The organism is Parasegetibacter sp. NRK P23 (assembly GCF_023721715.1).
Lineage (GTDB): Bacteria > Bacteroidota > Bacteroidia > Chitinophagales > Chitinophagaceae > Parasegetibacter.
Map to the genome: position 1 here is coordinate 2391131 of NZ_JAMDLG010000001.1, position 18511 is coordinate 2409641.

The 18511-nt window shown below is 49.6% G+C and carries 18 protein-coding genes and 1 other RNA gene; 11 read left to right on the top strand and 8 right to left on the bottom strand.

Features of this window, described 5'->3' with window-relative positions; genetic code table 11:
* Position 1 precedes the first annotated feature (1 nt).
* The 8 genes from M4J38_RS09675 to M4J38_RS09710 all read right to left on the bottom strand — a co-directional run bounded on the left by M4J38_RS09675 (position 2) and on the right by M4J38_RS09710 (position 8363).
* Positions 2 to 1129 carry a DUF4861 family protein gene (locus M4J38_RS09675; protein WP_251759353.1) on the bottom strand — a complete coding sequence of 376 codons (1128 nt, stop codon included), beginning with the start codon at positions 1127 to 1129 and terminating at the stop codon, positions 2 to 4.
* 12 nt (positions 1130 to 1141) lie between these two features.
* On the bottom strand, positions 1142 to 1978 hold the full coding sequence (kduI, locus tag M4J38_RS09680; RefSeq protein WP_251759354.1) for a 5-dehydro-4-deoxy-D-glucuronate isomerase: 837 nt from the start codon (positions 1976 to 1978) through the stop codon (positions 1142 to 1144).
* A gap of 62 nt (positions 1979 to 2040) precedes the next feature.
* Complete coding sequence (locus tag M4J38_RS09685; protein ID WP_251759355.1) at positions 2041 to 3066, bottom strand: LacI family DNA-binding transcriptional regulator; 1026 nt, start codon at positions 3064 to 3066, stop codon at positions 2041 to 2043.
* An 11-nt stretch (positions 3067 to 3077) separates the two neighbouring features.
* Positions 3078 to 3683: a bifunctional 4-hydroxy-2-oxoglutarate aldolase/2-dehydro-3-deoxy-phosphogluconate aldolase gene (locus M4J38_RS09690; protein ID WP_251759356.1), complete on the bottom strand. Its 606-nt coding sequence runs from the start codon at positions 3681 to 3683 to the stop codon at positions 3078 to 3080.
* Positions 3684 to 3685: 2 nt separating this feature from the next.
* Positions 3686 to 4687: a sugar kinase gene (locus M4J38_RS09695; protein ID WP_251759357.1), complete on the bottom strand. Its 1002-nt coding sequence runs from the start codon at positions 4685 to 4687 to the stop codon at positions 3686 to 3688.
* Positions 4688 to 4831: 144 nt separating this feature from the next.
* The gene (uxaC, locus tag M4J38_RS09700) at positions 4832 to 6253 is read right to left on the bottom strand and encodes a glucuronate isomerase (protein WP_251759358.1); all 1422 of its coding nucleotides are present in this window, start codon (positions 6251 to 6253) and stop codon (positions 4832 to 4834) included.
* Positions 6254 to 6273: 20 nt separating this feature from the next.
* Positions 6274 to 7440, bottom strand: a complete 1167-nt coding sequence (gene uxuA / locus M4J38_RS09705) for a mannonate dehydratase (RefSeq protein WP_251759359.1) — start codon at positions 7438 to 7440, stop codon at positions 6274 to 6276.
* A gap of 68 nt (positions 7441 to 7508) precedes the next feature.
* Positions 7509 to 8363, bottom strand: a complete 855-nt coding sequence (locus M4J38_RS09710; protein WP_251759360.1) for an SDR family oxidoreductase — start codon at positions 8361 to 8363, stop codon at positions 7509 to 7511.
* A 125-nt stretch (positions 8364 to 8488) separates the two neighbouring features.
* Here M4J38_RS09710 and M4J38_RS09715 point away from each other — a divergent pair, with 125 nt between their 5' ends.
* From M4J38_RS09715 to M4J38_RS09765, 11 genes are all read left to right on the top strand, one after another.
* Entirely contained in the window at positions 8489 to 9487 is a 999-nt protein-coding gene (locus M4J38_RS09715; protein ID WP_251759361.1) for a LacI family DNA-binding transcriptional regulator, read from the top strand.
* 104 nt (positions 9488 to 9591) lie between these two features.
* A complete protein-coding gene (locus M4J38_RS09720; protein ID WP_251759362.1) occupies positions 9592 to 10131 on the top strand; it encodes a DUF177 domain-containing protein in 540 nt (179 codons plus the stop codon).
* Positions 10132 to 10141: 10 nt separating this feature from the next.
* A complete protein-coding gene (gene rpmF, locus M4J38_RS09725; RefSeq protein ID WP_251759363.1) occupies positions 10142 to 10336 on the top strand; it encodes a 50S ribosomal protein L32 in 195 nt (64 codons plus the stop codon).
* A 45-nt stretch (positions 10337 to 10381) separates the two neighbouring features.
* Positions 10382 to 11332 carry a phosphate acyltransferase PlsX gene (plsX, locus tag M4J38_RS09730; RefSeq protein ID WP_251759364.1) on the top strand — a complete coding sequence of 317 codons (951 nt, stop codon included), beginning with the start codon at positions 10382 to 10384 and terminating at the stop codon, positions 11330 to 11332.
* A 25-nt stretch (positions 11333 to 11357) separates the two neighbouring features.
* Complete coding sequence (locus tag M4J38_RS09735; RefSeq protein WP_251759365.1) at positions 11358 to 12275, top strand: CPBP family intramembrane glutamic endopeptidase; 918 nt, start codon at positions 11358 to 11360, stop codon at positions 12273 to 12275.
* Positions 12276 to 12729: 454 nt separating this feature from the next.
* Complete coding sequence (locus M4J38_RS09740; RefSeq protein WP_251759366.1) at positions 12730 to 13353, top strand: hypothetical protein; 624 nt, start codon at positions 12730 to 12732, stop codon at positions 13351 to 13353.
* Positions 13354 to 14252: 899 nt separating this feature from the next.
* Positions 14253 to 15299, top strand: a complete 1047-nt coding sequence (locus M4J38_RS09745; protein WP_251759367.1) for a Smr/MutS family protein — start codon at positions 14253 to 14255, stop codon at positions 15297 to 15299.
* A 16-nt stretch (positions 15300 to 15315) separates the two neighbouring features.
* Positions 15316 to 15694, top strand: an RNA gene (rnpB, locus tag M4J38_RS09750) — RNase P RNA component class A.
* Positions 15695 to 15780: 86 nt separating this feature from the next.
* Complete coding sequence (locus M4J38_RS09755; protein WP_251759368.1) at positions 15781 to 16410, top strand: winged helix-turn-helix transcriptional regulator; 630 nt, start codon at positions 15781 to 15783, stop codon at positions 16408 to 16410.
* On the top strand, positions 16410 to 17156 hold the full coding sequence (locus tag M4J38_RS09760) for a DUF3307 domain-containing protein (protein WP_251759369.1): 747 nt from the start codon (positions 16410 to 16412) through the stop codon (positions 17154 to 17156). Before M4J38_RS09755 ends, M4J38_RS09760 begins: the two co-directional genes overlap by 1 nt.
* 31 nt (positions 17157 to 17187) lie before the next feature.
* On the top strand, positions 17188 to 18510 hold the full coding sequence (locus M4J38_RS09765) for a DUF2130 domain-containing protein (protein WP_251759370.1): 1323 nt from the start codon (positions 17188 to 17190) through the stop codon (positions 18508 to 18510).
* Position 18511 lies beyond the last annotated feature (1 nt).

Consider the following 18511-nt stretch of genomic DNA (forward strand, 5'->3'; position numbering starts at 1 on the left):
ATTAGAATTTGATTTGAATCGGTTCTTGTGAACGTTGGTAAAAATTGCGCACATAGTTGGTCCAGGCCTCATTGGAAGTGAAATAGCCCGCTTTGTTCCAGGCTGCACCAAAGTAATACGCCAAAGGTTTGCCACTTTCCACCTGCATTTTGGTGGCCAGGTGCTGTTTGAACTCAGTTGTTTCCGCTTTCTTTGCGGCAAGGGTAGCCAGGAAGATCACGCCGTCTTCGCCATGAGCGGGTTCTTCATAAGCTGTTAACCCAATGGCCGCGTCTGTTACGGTATTGCCGCCTGGTTCAGGCCTTTTCGTGATACCAGTGATAACATCCAAAGGATTTTTATCTGAAGTCTCGTAGGTTACCACTGCTTTGTTGAGGCTACTGCCCGCATCCAGTGAGATTCTTTTAACAGCTTTAACGATTCGTCCATTCACGTTCCATGGTTCGTAACCCAGTTCGAACGTGGTGCGGAGCGGGCCGTTGTCCAGCACTTTCCAGGTGCGGTAATTCAGCGGGAACCAGATGCTGTCTGCGGTATAAGGCGCAATATCCCCGCCGCCCAAGGTGCGTCCTACTTTGTAATAATCGAGTCCTTCACCGTTGTCTTTATGGTAATCTCCTGTTTTGTACCATTTGTTGATAATCAGTGCGGGCGTACGTTTGCTCCATACATCCACGCCATAGGCATTGTCTTTGGGCGTGGTTTCCAGTGCTTTTCCATACATCCGGAAAGCGATGCGGTCGTTTTCCCATGCAAAATCGTCAAGGCGTTCCGGCACATATCTTCCATAAGTGAGTGGTGTTGTGGCTGCAGGTTTTCCTTTATCGAGCGCGATTGTGGTGGTGCCTGAAGCGGGGATATCCACCTGCACCAGCAGGTTCACAGGAGATTTTTCCCCTTTGTATTCGATCTGGTACAGCAGTTCTTTTCCGGAGCCGGCATCGGTCACTTTCAGTTGGGTGGTATCCATTGCGGGATACTTTTTAAGCACAGCTGACCATGGGAGTTCCACTACTTCCGCCTTTCTTTCAAAGGCGGATGGGTTGGACAGGCTGATTTTGGTTTGCCCGGTTGTACCGCAGGCACCCAGCAACAGGCAGGCTGCGCCAAATAAGGTTATCTTTTTCATATATGCATGTATTTATCTGAGTTCAGTGATCTTGCAATGGTCCATATCCCCATAATCAAGGTTCTCTCCCGCCATGCCCCAGATGAAGGTATAGTTGGAAGTGCCCGCTCCCGAATGGATGGACCAGTTGGGAGAAATCACCGCTTCTTCGTTCTGCATCCAGATATGCCTTGTTTCCTGGGGTTCTCCCATAAAATGACATACAGCCTGGTTTTCCGGTACTTCAAAATAGAAGTATACTTCCATACGACGGTCATGAGTATGCGCAGGCATGGTGTTCCATACGCTGCCTGATTTCAGTTCCGTCATACCGATCTGCAACTGGCAGGTAGGGATTACACTGTTTACGATCATTTTATTGATAACACGGTGGTTCGCGGTTTCAGGCGCGCCCAGTTCCACGATATCCGCTTTTTCCCGGGTGATGTGCGCGGAAGGATAGCTGTGGTGCGCCGGTGTGGAATTCATATAGAATTTCGCTGGCGCGTCGGCTGAAGCGGAAGCGAATGCTACGTCCTGAATGCCTTTACCCAGGTACAGCGCTTCTTTGTAGCCGATCTCATACGTGGTGCCATCAGCGGTTACTGTTCCTTTTCCCCCTACATTGATCAAACCAAGCTCCCTTCTTTCCAGGAAATAAGGCGCTTTAAGATTCTCCGGCGCTTCCAGTTTCAACGTTTGCTTTACAGGCATGATGCCCGCGGTAATGAAGCGGTCGTAATGCGACAGCACGATATTGATCTGATCAGGCTGGAAAAGACCTCCGATATGAAAGTGCTTTCTTAACGCCTGCGTATCCATTTTTTTTGCTTCTGAAGGCGCGGTGGCCCACCTGCTTTCGAAATTCATATTGTAGAAAGTTTAAAGGATTGTAAAAGTATGAAAACGTTTTCAGGAATAAACAGGATTTATCAGGTGCTCATCCTTCGAATCAGTTGGACAGGCGTAATCACTTCTTTATGAACATATTGGGTACTCCCGTTGCTCCTGTCCAGCAAATCGAGCAGGGTTTCGCCTGCCCGCAGCCCAACCTGTTCCGGGAATTGCTCGATGGTGGTGATGGCCGGGCTCACGATAGCGGAACGCGGATCGTTGGAATAGCCTACAATCTTCAATGCGCCGGGCACCTGTATACCTTTTTCCCTGGCGAATTCCAACACGGCCAGTGCGGTGACGTCGTTGGCGGTGAAAATACCGTCTGGCACTTCCGTTCCGGAGAATAGTTTCTCGAGTGTGGCCCTCGCATTGGCGTAAGTGAGGTCGTGGTGAAAGATCCAATCTTCGCGAACGGGTACGCCATGCTGCTCCATGGCCTGCAGGAACCCTTTTTTACGGTCGCGGTACAGGTTACTGGAAACGGGTCCGCTGATGTGTGCGATTTTGCCGCATCCGGTTTCTACCAGATGATTGCCGGCCAGGTATCCCCCACGCACATCATCTCCACGCACCATATTCACGGCGGCATCCGCTCCGGGAACACGGTCGTAAAAAAGAACGGGCGTTCCGTTGTTGCTGAGTTTATCGAAAACTGAAAAATCCGTTGTTTGAAGGCAACAGGCCACCAGCACCGCTTCAACCCTTGAAGCATAAAATGTTTCCAGCAATTCTTTCTCGAGGGCGGGATCATCGTTGGATTGGCTGATGATTAACTGGTATCCGTGGTTGTACAAGGCGGTTTGTACCGCCGTAATTACCGCGGCATGGAAGAACATGGAGATGCGGGGAACAATCATCCCGATGGTGTTCGTCTTCCTGTTGCGCAAGCCTGAAGCAAGAATATTCCTCCTGTAGCCCAGTTTCTCTGCGGCTTCTACAACCAGCTTCCTCGTGTGTTCTTTCACGTAAGGATGGTTGTTCAACGCACGGGAAATGGTTGCCGGAGAGAGTTTCAGCAATGCGGCAATATCCAGTATGGTGCTATCGGGTTGTTTGGACAAGCGGTTCGTTTTTATAAAGATTGAATAAAACCGAAGGTTTCACGCACTTCTTTCTGCAACAATTCTTTCCCGATACCAACGGCGGAAACACCCGCTTCGAACCATTTCTTCAGCGACTCATGTTCTGTGGTCACACCGCCTGTTACCATGAATTTCATGGCAGGAAAAACAGCTTTCAGGGATTTGATGAATGCGGGTCCCATTACCGCACCGGGAAATATCTTTACCACCGAAGCGCCGGAAACTTTGGCCTGGTATACTTCGGTAGGCGTCATGCAACCGGGCATCCAGGGAATATGGTGGCGGGCGCAGGCATCGGCCACGGCGGGGTTCACCACGGGAGACACCACGAATTCAGCGCCCAGGTTAATAAAATGCTCGGCTTCTTCCTCATTCCAGATCGTACCGATTCCGAGAAACATGCCCGGCATCGATTCCTTCACTTTTTGTTTCAGTATAGTAAATACTTCCGCGGCATTAGCCCCCCTGTTGGTGAACTCGAAAGAACGGATACCCGCTGCATAGCACTGTTCCAGCACGGCCGTGGCACGAGCGGGATCAGCATCAAAAAATACGGGTACCAAGCGGTCCTTCTCGATCTGCTCAATAACGTTCATGGTTATACGACTTTAGTGATAAGTTTTTCAATTTGCTCCGCGGACCACAGGTTCCAGTCGCCCGGTTGACCTAATTTGGAAACGGCCGCTGCCGCCGCAAAGTCAATGATCTCCTGTAATTCGTTCTCTCTGATGCACCCGGCGATCAGCCCGGCCATGCAACTGTCGCCACTGCCCACTTTGTCCACGATCTCATCGATGAAATGAATCTGTGAAACGGCATAATCACTACCGGAATGGATGGTGGCCATGTATTTACCGGGCAGTTGTTCGGTAAAACGAAAACTGAATGCGGTATATCTGAGCGAAGGGATAATCTTTTCCAGTTCAGCGCTGCAATGTGCCGCTGCTTCCACAGTTTCATCTATCCCGCTGTCCGCCTGTATCTGCGCCTTTACCGGGATTCCGAGCAATTGTTCCGCGGACCAGATGTTCCCGAACAACAAATGCACAGGCTTCACGAGTTGCCTGAACTTCTCTACCGGTATGGTTCTGTTCTTCCAGAGCGCGGGTCTGAAATTAAGGTCAATGCTGATGCGCATGTTCTTTGCCTGAGCGGCTTCGGTGAGTTCAATACAAACTTCCATCAGTTCGTCCGACAAAGAAGGATTGATGGTGGTGAGGTGCAGCCATCCGTTTTCCTCCAGGATATCATTCCATTTGAACTGACCTGTTTTCAGCATTCCGAAGGAGGAATATTTCCGATCGTACACCACCTGGTTGCGCAGATCGGTACCGCCCATCAGGTAGTAAGTACCTATACGGTCGCCGGTACGAAGCATGTGGCTGGTAGCGATGCCGTTTCCGTTCATCAGACCGATGAACTGGTTGGCCAACGCGTTATCGGGCATGGCGGAAACATATTCAACAGGAAAGTTCCACCTGGCAAGTCCGGCGGCCACATTCAGTTCGGCTCCTCCTTTGTAGATGGTGGCTGCGCTGCTTTGCGCATCGGGCATGATCCGGAGCATCGGTTCTCCGAAGCAGAATACAGTTGGTTGCATAGCGTGATCGTTCAACAATAAATGTAAAATTCCGGCAATTCCGTCCTGAAAATTTCTCAGTAAAATAGACTGAAAGTTAAATTTTCTAATCGAAAGTTGCGGTAAAGGTTGGAAAGTTACGAATTGAAAACGTTTCCAACCTTATTAATCTTTGGAAAAATATGCACGCGCATTTTCGTAGCAGATGCCCCGGATCAATTCTTTCAACATATTCTTATCAGCAGGAATCTGTCCTTTCAACACATCGTCGGCCAGTAAATTACAGAGTATTCTCCGGAAATATTCATGGCGGGAGAAGGAAAGAAAACTCCTGCTATCGGTGAGCATCCCAATGAAACGGCTTGCCAGTCCCATATTCGACAATATTTTGAACTGCTCTTCCATGCCATCTTTCTGGTCGAGGAACCACCAGGCCGCACCCCATTGTATTTTACCGGGAATGCTACCATCCTGGAAGTTGCCGGCCATGGTCGCGAAAACCGCGTTATCAGCGGGATTCAGGTTATAAATTACCGTACGTCCCAGTTGATTAGTAGTATCGAGCTGGTTGAGAAACGCGGCCATTCTTTCCGCCTGCGGAAGATCGTGGATGGAATCGGTTCCGGCATCGGCGCCAAGTAGTATCCCCAAACGCGTATTGTTGTTGCGGATGGCGCCTACATGAAATTGTTGTACCCAGCCCAATTGGTGGTATTTCCGGCACAATTCCAGGAGGATCAACCCACGGAGCTGATCGGCCTGATCGACACTGATCGTTTTACCTTCCAGCAAATGCGTGAAAGCTTTATCCAGACCAGCCGCATCGTTCGCCAACTGTGGCATAGCCCCGAAACCATGGTCGCTGATGCGACAGCCATTGTCGTGGAAATATTGTACCCGCTGTAAAAAAGCATCAATATAATCTGCCAGATTACGGATTTCCTTTCCCGTTGCCTTTTCCAGCCCTTCTTTTGAAGTGCTGAATTTTTGAGGCGTACTAAAGTCCAGCAGGGCATCGGGACGAAAACCGGGCAACATTTTACCGGGGATTTCCGCTGCTGCCTTCTGATGAAAAGCCAGGTCATCCAAAGGATGATCTGTGGTACACAACCAGCTTACTTTATAATGGTTAAGCAATGTTTGAACGGGAAAGTCTTTCAGCACCTCATTGCAACGGTCGTAAACCGCATCGGCATTGGTGGCGTTGAGCAGTTCATTGACACCGAAAGGATTCAGCAATTCGAGGTGCGACCAGTGATATAGCGGGTTGCGTAATGTGCGGGGAACAGTCGCGGACCAATGCCTGAATTTCTCACGATCTGAACTTTTCCCGGTTATGAACGCCTCGCTGATGCCATTGGCGCGCATAGCCCGCCACTTGTAGTGGTCGCCATGCAGCCAGATTTCCGTCATATTGCCGAAACGCCTGTTGTTGGCCACATCGGCGGGAGAAAGGTGGTTATGGTAATCGATGATGGGCATATCCGCCGCCACATCATGGTACAGTTCGGAAGCTAATTTCGATTCCAGCAGAAAATCAGGATGCAGGAAAGGTTTCCCTCCCTGCATCAAATCAGTGGCTTGCATGTTCGTTGTTTTAATATGAATTACCAACCGTTTTCCCGGCAGATGCCCAGTTCCAGGCCACGGAGTTCCGCGAGTCCGCGCATCCTTCCGATAGCGGAATAGCCCGGGTTGGTGATCTTGTTCAGGTCGTCCATCATCTGGTGGCCGTGATCTGGCCGGAACGGAATGGGCGCGGGTTTGCCCTGTTGAATTTTCAGGAGTTCCTTCATCACCGCGTACATGTCCACGTCTCCGCCCAGGTGGTCATCTTCAAAAAAGTTACCCTGCGCATCCTTCTTCACATTGCGGAGGTGAATGAAATGTACTTTGTCGCCGATCTTACGGGCCATATCCACCAGGTCGTTTTGCGGGGAGGCACCTAAAGAACCGGTACAAAAGCAAACGCCGTTGGAAGCGCCGGGCACTTCGCCCAGGATATAATCATAATCAGCCTGTTTGTTCACCACACGGGGCAAACCGAGGATATCGAACGGAGGGTCATCCGGGTGAATGGCAAGTTGCATCCCCAGTTCATCGGCCACGGGTACGATTTCGGAAAGGAATGATTTCAGGTTTCCGCGCAGGTCGGCATGGGAGAAGCCGTCGTAGACTTTTAGTTTCTCGCGCATTTCCGCTACGGTCGATTTCTTTTCGCCGGGGATACCGAACATCACGATGCCCGCGAGTTCTTCCAGTTGTTCTTTGGAATAAGACGCATGGCGCTGTTCGGCTTCTTTCAGGATATCAGCGGGGTAGCTGTCTGAAGCATTCTCTCTTTTCAGGATATAAATATCGAAAACCGCCAGGTCCACCCAGTTAAAGTACAGCGCCTTTGATTCGTCGGGCATGGGATAATCCAGGTTGGTGCGGGTCCAGTCGTTCACGGGCATAAAATTGTAGGTAACGATCTTAATGCCTTCCGAAGCGAGGTTACGCAAGGAATCTTTGTAGAAACCGATGTATTTTCTATAGTCGCCGGTATGTGTTTTGATGGACTCATGGATGGTCACGCTTTCCACCACATCCCAGGTGAGTCCTGCGGCCTCGATCATTTCTTTTCTTTTCCGGATCTCATCGGTGGTCCATACTTCACCGTGTGGCACCTGGTGGAGTGCGGTAACAATACCTGTGGCGCCTGTCTGGCGTACATCGCGGAGAGAAACGGGGTCGCCGGGACCGAACCAGCGCCAGGTTTGTGCAAATTTCATAATGGAAGTCGTGATTTATAGATGAATAAGTTGATTTGAAGTAGTGGAATTTACGGATTCCGGTTGAATTAAACGCCGGACCATGCACCGAAGCCACCATCCACGCGGATGATTTCCCCGGTTACGAAGGCGGATGCGTCGCTCAGCAACCATACCAACGCGCCCGTAAGTTCATTCGGATTACCGAAACGCCCGTATGGTGTATTGGAAATAACGGCTTGTCCGCGCGGCGTAAGCGTTCCGTCATCATTCAGGAGCAATTTCCTGTTCTGTTCCGCCAGGAAAAAGCCCGGGGCGATGGCGTTCACCCTTGTATTGTTGTATTTGCGCAAGGCGAGTTCCACACTCATCCAGCGGGTGAAATTATCCACGGCGCCCTTCGCCAGGGAATAACCCAGTACGCGGGTAAGCACCTGCTGCGCCGCAATGGAAGAGATGTTGACGATGCTGCCCCCGCCTGCCGCGGCGATGTGCTTTCCGAACACCATAGAAGGCAGTACCGTACCGAAAAGATTCAGGTTGAATACTTCCTGCAAAGCGGGAACGTCCAGGGAGAACAGGTCCTGGTCGGGCATGATCACCGCGCCGGGTTTGTTACCGCCCGCTCCGTTTACCAATCCATGGATAGCGCCATATTCAGACAATACTTTTTCCGCAACAGTTTCCAGCGCCTCCTGGTTCAGGACGTCACAAACACGATAGCCGGCTTTATATCCCTGGGAAACCAGCAGGTCCGTTCTTTCTTTCGCCACGGCCGCATTCCTGCCAAGCAACACCACGGTGCCACCGGCTTCGGCGATGGCCCGTACGAATGCTTCGCCCAGTACGCCTGTGGCACCTGTAACTAAAATCACTTTATCCTTTAAAGAGAACTGAAGCATGGATGGAGAAGCGGCTCCTGCCGCAGATAGATCGTTAGACATTTTTCTGTATTTCCGGCACAAGGTAATACATACAATGCACTGATTTACCGGCGGGAAGCAGTGTTCTGCTATTCCAACGATTGAAGAAATCTGAAAATGCTTAATTTCACCCCCCAACCAGAAAAATGAAAAAAGCCGTTACCATAGTTGAGATCGCGAAGCTGTTGAAAATGTCGGTTTCAACTGTGTCTAAGGCCCTGAACGACCATCCGGCCATCGGCGCCCTTACCAAAGAAAGAGTAAAGGCGAAGGCGAAGGAACTGAATTATATTCCGAACCAGGCTGCACGTTTTTTCCAACAAAAGAAATCGTTTCAACTGGGCGTGATCATGCCTTCATTGCGCGACCAGTTTTATGTGGAAGCCGTAAGCGGCATGGAAGCCGTGGCAAGGCAAAACAATTACATTACACTGCTCTGCCAGTCGCACGAGGACCCCGACCGGGAACGCGACCTGGTAAAAACGATGTTACTGCAACGCGTGGATGGGGTGATCATCACCGTGACCAAACAAACCCGTGATTTTGACCATATCCGGCAGTTGGAGCAGGTAGGCATCCCCGTTGTATATTTTGTACGGGTGCCTGATACTGATGCCATTTACTCTGTTTCCAACAATGTGTTTGAGGCCGCGAAGGATGCGACACGCTTCCTGATCTCGCGTGGTCATACCAAACTTGGACATCTTATGGGGCCAGACAACCTGGTGACCAGTGTTGAACGCTGTGAAGGGTTTAAAGCTGCGCTGGCGGAAGCGGGCATTACACTGCAAACGGGATGGATACAATCTTCGGACCTGAGCCGTTCCGGAACGGAAACCGCGTTCGGGAAGATGATGCGTGTGGCGGAGCCGCCAACAGCGGTACTTGCGTTCAAGGACCATGTGGCGCTAGATGCGCTGGCGCTGGGCCATCCTTCCGTGGAATTTGTCGGCTTCGGCAACTCCCCTTCTTTCCGGTATATGAATTACCCGTTGGTGGCCTCCGTAGAGGAGCACCCTTACGGCCTGGGCGAAAAAGCTATGGATCAGTTACTTAAGCTGATGGAGGCTGAAGCGCAGGACAAAATCCCCGCTGTAGAACGCAGCATCAGGAACAAATGTGAACTGGTTGTTTACCACAAGTAAGCTTCATCCAAAGCACCCCTTCCTCTCAGCCTAAAAAAATTAAATCTTCCCGCTGAAATTCAATAAATTTATCTACCTTTGCAAACTCTTTAAAATGCTACTCAATGAACAGCCGAAGGGAATTTGAGATCGCTTTTGTAGGATTGAAGCCCGGATTTCATGAGTTTCAGTACGAAGTAACAGACAAGTTCTTTGAGCAATATAAGGAACAGGAATTCAGGAACAGCCGCGCATTGGTGAAACTGACACTGGAAAAGAACACCGGTTTCATGATGCTGAAGTTTGAAGTGGGCGGTTCCGTGGAAGTGAATTGCGACCGTTGTGGGAACCAGCTTCCGATGGAATTGTGGGATGAATTCAATGTACTTGTAAAACTCGTGGAGAATCCTGAAGAGATGAACGCGAATGGAGATGATCCGGATGTATATTATATATCGAAAACGGAAAGTCACCTGCACCTCTCCGACTGGATCTATGAATTCGTTAACCTGAGCATTCCTCTACAGAGAATGTGCGGGGAAGACGAGATCGGCGGACCTCATTGCAATAAAGAAGTGTTGGAGATGCTGAAGAAGATGAACGCCGGAAACAATCAGTCAACGAACCCGATCTGGAAAGATCTGGATAAATTTAAAAACCTGTAAAAATTGTGTTATGCCAAATCCGAAGCGCAGACATTCACAACAGCGTAGTGCTAAAAGAAGAACACATTACAAGGCGGAAGGTGCTACCCTGAGTGTAGACAGCACTACGGGCGAAACACACGTTCGCCACCGCGCACACGTGAGCGAAGGGAAGCTGTACTACAAAGGACAGCTGGTTTCTGAAACCGCTCCCATTAAAAAGTAAGTAGTTTTTACAATTCGTTCATATACTTTTAGTAGTTTGCCGGAGATGAACATCGGAATAGATATGATGGGCGGTGATTTCGCCCCACTTGAAGCCGTTAAGGCACTTAAGCTGTACTTATCTGAATCGACAACTCCGGCAAACCTGTTTCTGATTGGCGACCAGGATAAATTCCTGCCCATGCTCTCAGAAGAAGGCCTGGATGCGACGCAGTTCAAGATTGTACACGCACCCCAGGTTATAGAAATGAACGAACACCCCACCAAAGCGCTGAAGGAAAAGCAACAGTCCTCCATCGCCATCGGGTTCTACCTTCTTTCCAATGGTAAGATAGACGCTTTCATCAGCGCCGGAAACACCGGCGCAATGCTTGTTGGTACCATGTATACCATCAAAGCCATTGAAGGCGTACTCCGCCCCACTATCGCCACCATCATCCCCAAAGAAAACGGTGGTACCGGTTTGCTGCTCGATGTGGGCATCAATGCCGATTGTAAGCCGGAAAACCTCCAGCAGTTCGGTGTACTGGGCGCACTCTACGCCAAACACGTGCTGGGCATTGAAGCGCCCCGCGTTGGACTGGTGAACATTGGCGAAGAAGAAGGCAAGGGCAACCTGCTCGCGCAAGCCGCTTATCCCCTTTTAAAAGAAACAACTTCCATCAACTTTGTCGGGAACATTGAAGGACGCGATATTTTCCAGGACAAAAGTGATGTAATGGTGTGTGAAGGATTCACCGGTAATGTGATCCTTAAAATGGCGGAATCCCTCTACGACCTGGCGCAGGCCCGTCAACTGAAAGACGCGTACTTCGACCGCTTCAATTTCGAAATTTACGGCGGGACCCCGGTACTGGGCGTTTCCAAACCCGTGATCATCGGACACGGCATCTCCCATGCGCTCGCTTTCAAAAACATGATCCTCCTCTCCGAGAAGATGATCGAATCCCAACTCCCGGAAAAAATAAAATCCGCTTTCCAGTCGGTGAACACCTAGGCAGGTTTTTTGCCTATCTTGGAGCATGCACGACATTCTTGGCTATATCCAGGACTACTGGAAAAATACCGACAAGTTATTACTGGCGCTGGTTACCGTATTCACGGGCCTGATCGTATTCATCAATTACAGGTGGCAACTGGATGCACACTTATCGCGCTGGCAGGGATTTTCCCGTTGGGCTGGCTATACTATATTGTATAGCGTTACGTATGGTTTACCTTTCCTTTTGTGCATCGCCTGCCATACCATGAAAGTTCCTTTGGTTCCGCTTGCCGGACTGGTATTGGTGATCGCGGCGTTGTTCGCTTTCAAGGTGAGTTCCACCACTATTCTTTCCTCACTGGAAACACTGTTTAAAGAGCATAATCCTGTGTATTGGTCCAGGATACTGAATACACCACTGAAGTTACTGCTCCTCACCATCGCCATGTGGCTGGTATGGCGCTACCTGAAAGCAGGCAATCCCGTACTGGGGCTCTCCTACCCCGAAAACAAGCATATTTACGCTTACCTTATTATGCTGGGGATCATGGTTCCGCTGATTGCGGTAGCCGCCATGCTTCCTTCTTTTATTGACTATTACCCCAAGTTCAGCAAACTTCCCCTGCCGGAGAGCGGCTTTCGCCGGATTTGGATGATTTTCCTGTATGAACTCAGTTATGCCACCGATTTTATCGGGATCGAACTCTTTTTCAGGGGACTGCTTGCAATAGGCATGGTGCATTTCGCCGGCCCAATGGCCATCCTACCCATGGCCGCTTTCTATTGTTCCATCCATTTCGGGAAGCCTTTGGGCGAATGCATCAGCTCTTTTTTAGGCGGCTTATTGCTGGGCATCATTGCCTGGCGCACCAAATCCATTGCCGGAGGACTATTTATACATATCGGGATCGCCTGGTTGATGGAAATTGCGGGATACCTGGGAAACAGGCTGAAATAGCCGGTTCATACACAGATATCCTCAGTTCAGCCCTCAAAACAGCCGATTAGTCATCCTGCGAAACCCTCCTTTCACAGGAAAATGTCCGTTAACGAAAACATAAAACAGGGCATTAAGCCTATAATTTTGCCGTTTATCCAAAAAATATTTCCGGATTCTGAAAACGCGCAGTACATTTGCATCGTTGAATCAGACTTCAAGTAGCAACTTTCCCGGCGCGGGGAAAGCACCCGAAAGGCTCCACGATTGAATGCCGTATCAGGCGAACACAGAGAGAACTATTAGAGCAGAGAATGAGGTAAGATGGATCAAATGAAAAAACAACCATTTATCCTGATTTAAAACCAAACATAGTATTATGTATTGCATAGTACCAGCCTTAAACATTATCTTTGTTATATCAAATACGGAATACCACAACACTTATAACATGAAAACGGAAAACAAAATAGCCATGAACACAAAAACAATCCTTAACCGCATCGTTATGATGCTCACCCTGGTGACCTTCTTTATAGGCAACCAGTCATTTGTACAGGACGATACCACCATCGAAAAAGGTATTGCCCCATCTGTAAAAGACACCACCGTGTGCTGCGAGCAAATCATGCTCTCCACTCCTGTAAAAGGGAAAACCGCTGAAACTAAAATCAGCTTCAGGCAGAACCTGCAAGCGATTGACGCGGAAGTGTACGGGAATTTCCTGAAGGAATTCGGTTCCATCGATTTCAGCTTCCTCCGCAAGTCGGGCGCAGCCGCTGAAATGGAAATCATCCGTAACTTCAACGAAGCCGCCGCTCCTAAAGTAGCGTTCAATTTCGCCAATGCGAACATTGCGGATGCTGAATCAGTGGAGAACTTCATGAAATCGCAGCCCAAGCTGATCAGTTTTAACTGGAACGATGCGACTGCCCAACAAGCTGACGCGGACATCGTAACCCGTTTCAAAAACGAGTTTACGCCGAAGATCATCCTCGCTTCTTTGCAGGCGGATCACCTGCGTGCCAGTGATGCTGAACTGATGCAGCAGTTTTATGTAGAGTTCGGCAATAAAAAAGAAGGTTTCGCACAGAAATAAAGCAGTTCATTTTTAGTGTTTACAATCAAGAGAAGTAAGGCCCGCTGAGCAGCGGGCTTTTTTGGCCTCACCCCGTCCCCTCTTTCGGGGGAAAGGGGCAATGTTCTGACCAATCGAAGTGTAATTGGGGCATAATTAAATTCTACCAAACGTTACGTCCTCGTGATTGCGAGGCTGCGAGGCTGCGAGGAACGAAGCAGGAAGCAGGGGTGGTAAGAGAGAATACTTCTCTAAATAAACCACACAAACAAATCAGTACAACAGAAAAATCACAGGTACAGACAGTGATAAATCAGCTATGCTGAGCACCAATACAAGGGAAGCCTATTAAAACAACACCACAATATGAGCATGAGCTCCATTGCATGTCAGCTACTACGAGCAACATTCCTTCAGCAATAAAAACGCATCAAACACAAACAAGGCCTTGCGTCCTCGCTTCTTAGCGCCTGCGAGGCACGAAGCAGTGCGAGAAATTCCTCCGCAAGCCATTCCTCAACCACTCCCTGCATCCTTGCCCCTTCGAGGAATGAGGGCATGAAGCCAGGGATAGCAACCACTTTATTTGATAAGAGCCAATGCCACCACCAGTTCCCAGGAACAAAACCAGCCAGATAAAAAATGTAACCGCTCCTTGCGCCCTTGCTCCCTTGCGTCTTCGCGGGAAACCTTTCTCTTAAACCAACACCTGTGTAAGCAATGCTTTTCAAAACTCCCCATAGAAACGCAAACATCTCCCGGCATCTTCCCGTGAACACTGCGTGAGGGATAGCAGCGGAAAGCCCGCAACCGCGAGGCCGGAGGCCGTAGCGGGCGGACTTGCAGCGGATAGCCCGACCCGAAGGGGCACGCCCCAATCCCCCAAACTTCTTTTGAATAATCTCTCCTACCTTTGCACCATGAAATATGAAGTTGGCGACCAGATTATAGTGCTGCACTCCAATGAAGAAGGCAGGGTGATTGAGATCATGAACGAAAAAATGGTGATGATTGAAGTGCGTGGCGTGAAGTTCCCCGCCTATACCGACCAGATCGATTTTCCTTATTTCAAGCGGTTCACCGAGAAAAAACTTTTCCCGGAAGCGCCCAAAAAAAAGGTATTCATAGATGATGTGCCGCGCGAAAAGAAGAAAACCACCGCACCGCGTGAAGCCACCGGCGTATGGCTCGCCTTCCTGCCCGTTTTCCGTACCGACGAATTCGGCGACGACTATGTGACCACCCTGAAAATTCACCTGCAGAACAATTCCCCTTACGACCTGCAGTTCACGTACAAACTGGAAGGCCACTCCGATACTGTTTTTGAACTCAAAAACCAGGTGGCTGCATTCCACGATTTTTACCTGCATGATGTGCCGTTCGAGGACATGAACGATAACCCGCAGTTCTGGTTCGAGTTCTCCCTCAGCAAACCGATCGTGCGCAAGGCGCCGTATTTTGAAGCCGCGCATAAAATGAAAGCGAAACAGCTTTTCGCGAAGATTGAACAGCTGAAAGAAAAAGGAGAAGCCCTGTTCGCGCACCAACTCTTCGCCGATTACCCCGACCGCAGCGCGGAGGACCATGCACCCGATCTCCCCGCTTCAGCCGCTTTTGACCTGGGCAAACTTTCCGCCTCTGGCTTTAAAATCACCAACAAAAAAAGCAGGGGCGCCGAAAACGTTCAAACCACGATAGACCTGCACATTGAGAAACTCCGGGAAGACTGGAAATCGATGGGTAAAGGAGAAATCCTCGACTACCAGTTACGGACATTCGAAAAGCACCTCGACAAAGTATATATGCACCACCTCCCCCAGCTCACGGTAATACACGGCGTGGGGACCGGAAAGCTGAAAGATGAGATCCATGAGATACTCAAACACCGGAAAGATGTGAAACACTTTGTGCACCAGTACCATCCCTGGTACGGTTATGGCGCAACGGAAGTTTATTTCAAGTTTTAACAACTACCTTTGCGGTATCACAAACCCGCTGTCGCGTTCACCTTCGGTGAATGAGGAAAGTCCGGACAGCACAGAGCAGTGAACCGGCTAACGGCCGGCCTCCACCTTTCGGCGGAGAGAGCAAGTGCCACAGAAAATAACCGCCCGCTACGCGTAAGCATACGGGTAAGGGTGAAAATGTGGGGTAAAAGCCCACGGTTCCTGGTGGTAACACCAGGGGCGGGTAAACCTTTCATGCTGAAATGCCATGTAAACCGGTCCGGGGTGGCTCGCCCTTTTCCGCCTTCGGCGGAAAGACCGGAGGGTAGGCAGATAGACGCAGCCAGTAATGGTTGTGCCAGATAAATGACAGCGCCTTCGGGTAACAGAATCCGGCTTATGGGTTTGTGATTTTTTCCTCCTTTATAGCATCTTTCATCAATAATATTATTTTATAGCAAAAAAAAGCTATAAAACCTAAAAATAGCATAATTTAGCTATAATGAAAAGCGCCATAGTTACCGGTGATATTGTACAATCCTCCTCCCTTACTGCGGAGCAGGAAGCCACTTTATTGGAACAACTTCACGCGATAACCGGGACAAAAAACAAACTGGAGTTTTACCGTGGAGACAGCTTCCAGGCCTACTTCCCGGAGGCGGCAGACGCGCTGGACTGGACGCTGAGGGCCAGGGCCGCGGCAAGAAGTATCCCGGCACCGGATGCTTCGATGCCCCTCTCGGATATCCGGGCCAGCATTGGCATTGGCACGGTGGAAACACCGTTTCAATCGCTGGGCACGGCGAAAGGAACCGCGTTTCTGTTATCCGGACGGCAGTTTGATCACATGGTGAAGGAAGAAAAAAGGCTCGGTATTTTCACCGGGGAGGAAGACAGAAAAACACAGTTACTATTTGAGCTCATCGCACGGTATGCCGATGGACTTTTCAACGAACTCACCAGCAAACAATCGGAAGTAATCTTTGAAATGCTGGGCCATACCACCCAACAGGAAATATCGGAGCGGTTGAACAAGTCGCAGCCCACCATTAACCGGCAGCTTAAAGCAGCCAAGTGGCAGGAGATCGCTCAATTGCTGAACGACTATAAACAAGTAGTAACTTTAGCCTAATGGACGAAAAATACACCTGGCTCATCAAGCTTATCCTTGCACACCTGCTCACCGATTTCCTGCTGCAGCCCAAACAGTGGATCGACAGCCGCAACGCCAAACATTTCGCGGCCCCCCATTTATACCTTCATGCACTGGTAACCGCCGCCATGGCCTGGCTGCTCACCGGCGCGAAGCACTGGGATGTAGCCCTGTTCATTTTTGTGACACATGCGGTTATTGATGGCTGGAAATCTTACCAAAAGCAGAACGCAGTGGTATTTGTTGCCGACCAGGCGCTTCATTTCATCATGCTTATGATAGCATGGTGTTATGTTTTTTTCACGCCGCAAAGTATAGTGGAAACATTGTATCAACTGGGAGAAAATAACCGGTTCTGGATCGTGGTTACCTCACTGGTACTACTCTCCACCCCAACGGGTATCCTGATCGGCCAGCTTACCAAGAAATGGCGCAACCGGATACCTGATGCGGAAAGCCTGGCCAATGCGGGTAAATGGATCGGTATCATTGAAAGGATCATCATCTTCCTGTTGGTGATCAAAGGTGAATTCGGAGCGGTGGGCCTGCTCATTGCCGCGAAAAGTTTGTTGCGCTTTTCTGAAAAAGGAAGGCCCTTGTATGAAAAGAGCAACCCGATGGAAGCGAAAACAGAGTATTTGCTGATTGGCTCGTTGCTGAGCCTGGGCATTGCCCTGCTCATCGGCTTGATCGCCCATAGCCTTTTATATGGCACCAGTTTCTAACCTCATGTATTATTAAAGCGGAGCACTGATTATGCTGAATGAAATAAAATGTCCGAACTGCGGCACCCCATTCCAGATGGAAGAAGCGGTGGCAAAAGAATACAAGAAAGAATTGCGTGGCAAGATGGAGGAGTTCGTTCGTTCCAAAAATGAGGAATTCCGCCAGAAAGAGGAGTTGTTCCTGCAAAAAGAAAAAGAAATGCAGCAACAAACCCGGCAACAGGAAGATTTGCTGCGGCAGAAAGAAAAGCTTTGGCAGGAAGAAGCCCGGCAGAAAGAGTTGCAACTGAAAGAGCAGGCAGAACTGGAGAAAAAACAGTTCGCGCAGCAGATGGAGGAAAACATGCGCCGCAACATTACCGCTGATTTTGAGAACAGGATCACGCTGTTGCAGCAGGAAAAAATGGAGAACGAAGAAAGGTTGAAAGAAGCGCGCAAACAGCAACTGGAATTCATGCAGAAGGAAGAGGCCCTTCGCCGCAAGGAAGAAGAGCTTGAAATATCCGTTCAGAAAAAATTACAGGAAGAAAGGTCCCGCATCGCGGAAGATATCCGTCAACTGGAAGAACAGAAGAACGCCGCCCGCGAAACCGAGTTTCAACTCCGGTTGAAAGAATTGGAAAAACAACTGGACGACCAGAAAAAACTGGCGGAAGAAATGAAGCGAAGGGCCGAACAAGGTTCCATGCAACTCCAGGGTGAAATCCAGGAACTGGCGCTGGAAGCGCTTTTGCGATCAGCACATCCGTTCGACCTGGTAGAAGAAGTAGGCAAAGGCGTGCGTGGCGCGGACTGTATCCAGGTGGTGCGGAACAACATCGGGCAGGAATGCGGCCGCATCATTTATGAAAGCAAACGCACGAAAGATTTCTCCAACGACTGGATCGAAAAACTGAAAAGCGATATGCGTAGCCTTAAAGCCGATATCGCCATTATCGTGACCCAGGCCATGCCCAAAGACATGGAAGGCTTCGGAGAAAAAGACGGTGTATGGATCTGTAATTTCCACGAGATACGTTCTGTTTCTTCACTGGTACGCGATGGTATTTTACGCGTGGCGCAGGCCGCCCGCTCGCAGGAGAACAAAGGCGATAAAATGCACATGTTGTACGACTACCTCACCAGCAACGAATTCGCGGAACAATGGAAAGCGATCCGGGAAGGATTTTTATCCATGAAGCTGTCTATTCAACGCGAACGGGACACCATGGAAAAACTATGGAAAGCGCGGGAGAAACAACTGGAGAAAGTATTGCTGAACGCGGCCCATTTTAAAGGTTCCATTGAAGGGATCGCGGGGCAGGACATTATAGACCTGAAGCTATTGGAAGAACCCGAAGAAGCGGAGGAATAAC